The organism is Sporolactobacillus shoreicorticis, from assembly GCF_024125445.1.
Taxonomy (GTDB): Bacteria; Bacillota; Bacilli; order Bacillales; family Sporolactobacillaceae; genus Sporolactobacillus; species Sporolactobacillus shoreicorticis.
The window spans coordinates 1-589 of the sequence record NZ_JAMXWM010000098.1; the positions used below are offsets into that span (position 1 = coordinate 1).

1 protein-coding gene is annotated in these 589 nt (G+C 41.1%); it reads right to left on the bottom strand.

The window, feature by feature from the left end:
- Positions 1-131 precede the first annotated feature (131 nt).
- A partial coding sequence (tnpA, locus tag NIE88_RS22160; RefSeq protein WP_253065722.1) for an IS200/IS605 family transposase occupies positions 132-589 on the bottom strand: 458 nt, incomplete at its 5' end.

The following is a 589-nucleotide window of genomic DNA, read 5'->3' on the forward strand; positions in this document are numbered from 1 at the left end:
AATCAAAACCACCCGTGTGAACGGGTGGTTTGCTCTGCGGCTGAAAGCCTTTGTTACTGGCCAGCCCTTAAAAGGGCACCGAGGCGTCCGCCAACCGCACTACTTCCCCGGCACCCCTAAAAGGGGGACTTCTATTTTTTCTTTTTTTTGCGTTTGACCTCTTCTCCAGTAAACGGATCAATATGTTCAAACATACTTAATTGCTCTGCGACTACATCCTCTTGTATCTGGTTGCGAATGTATTCTGCAACCACTTTCTTATTTCTTCCTACTGTATCCACATAGTATCCCCTGCACCAAAATTTTCGATTTCCATATCGGTATTTCAAGTTCGCATGTCGATCAAAGATCATTAAACTGCTTTTTCCTTTGAGATAGCCGATAAAAGCTGCAACGCTTATCTTGGGCGGTATACTGACCATCATGTGTATGTGATCTTTACAGGCTTGGGCTTCAATAATTTCTACACCTTTTCGCTCACTTAACTGTCTTAAAATCATGCCTATATCTTTTTTAAGCTTTCCATAGATAATTTGTCTTCGGTACTTTGGTGCAAAAACTAGATGATACTTACAATTCCATTTTGTAT